At 65.1% G+C, this 1,199-nt stretch carries 1 protein-coding gene and 1 pseudogene; both read left to right on the top strand.

What is annotated here, in order from left to right; all coding sequences use genetic code 11:
* Window positions 1-669, top strand: a 669-nt coding sequence (locus I71_RS29145; protein WP_148294393.1) for an OmpA family protein, incomplete at its 5' end; no start/stop codon positions are given.
* Between the two features lie 288 nt (window positions 670-957).
* A pseudogene (locus tag I71_RS29140) lies at window positions 958-1,199 on the top strand (circularly permuted type 2 ATP-grasp protein); the annotation flags it as partial.

Below are 1,199 nucleotides of genomic sequence, written 5' to 3'. Positions count from 1 at the left end.
ACGCGCGCCGATTTCCAGAAGCGCATGGAGGAGATGGCCAAGCAGGTGGGCATCCCCGGTCAGAAGCCCGGCGAGAAGCTGTCCGATTTCGGCGAGCGGGTGAAGGAGGCGATGGACAATCTGCAGGGCGCCGCAAAGGAAGCCCGACAATTCCAGCAGGCCGCCACCGAGATCCGTCAGGCCATCCAGTCGGTGCCGGAACTGGAGCCGCTGGCCCAGAACCTGATGATCGACCAGACGCCCGAGGGGCTGCGCATCCAGATCGTCGACCAGGACAGGGTGTCGATGTTCCCCGGTGGCTCCGGCCAGATGTATCCGCAAACCAGGCAGCTGGTGCAGCAGGTGGCGAAGGCGCTGTCCAAGCTGCCCAACAAGCTGTCGATCAGCGGCCACACCGACTCATCGCCGTTCCCCGCCGGATCCGGCCGCGACAACTGGGATCTGTCGACGGAGCGGGCCAACGCCACCCGCCGCGCCCTGCTTGCCGGCGGCATCGATCCGTCGCGAATCCAGGACGTCGTCGGCAAGGCCGACCGCGACCCGCTGGTTGCCGACCAGCCCAACAGCCCACGCAACCGCCGCATCACCATGGTCCTGCTGCGCGAGACCCAGGCCGCACCGGCGGCGGGCGGCCAATCCGGTGGCGGCGGTCCCACCAAAGCACGATAAGGCGTCTGCCCCACCGGTACTTTGGCGCTAATTTCTGCAAGCGTCCGTGTCCGAATTCTTGCTTTGTCATCGCGTCGCACAACGGCACGCGCGTTTGCCCTGTTCAAAGCGCGCGGCGATGGGTCATACTTCCTGCACAATGCGACATGGCCGGGGCGATGCCGCCCGGCCCGCGATGATCGGTCAGATACAAGCGCGGGGGAGTCTGTGAGCGTACCCGAGGGCAAACCGTCCGACCTTTTGTCATCCTATAATCCTGGCCTGTACTTCGACGAGCTGTTCGGAGCCATGGATTTGCCGGCCGAACATACGGCGCTGATCCGCCAGAGGCTGGCCGCACTCGATTTCGACGAATTGCGCCGCCGCGCGCAGGATGCGGAACGGGAGCTGTACAATCTCGGCATCACCTTCATCGTCTATTCCGACAAGGACGCTGTCGACCGCATCCTGCCGTTCGACGTGATTCCGCGGGTGATCTCCGCACCGGAATGGGAACATCTGGAGGCGGGCGTCACGCAGCGTGTTGCCGC

Origin of the sequence: Azospirillum sp. B506, assembly GCF_000333595.1 — a bacterium.
GTDB lineage: Bacteria > Pseudomonadota > Alphaproteobacteria > Azospirillales > Azospirillaceae > Azospirillum.
This window is presented reverse-complemented; position numbering and strand designations above follow the sequence as displayed.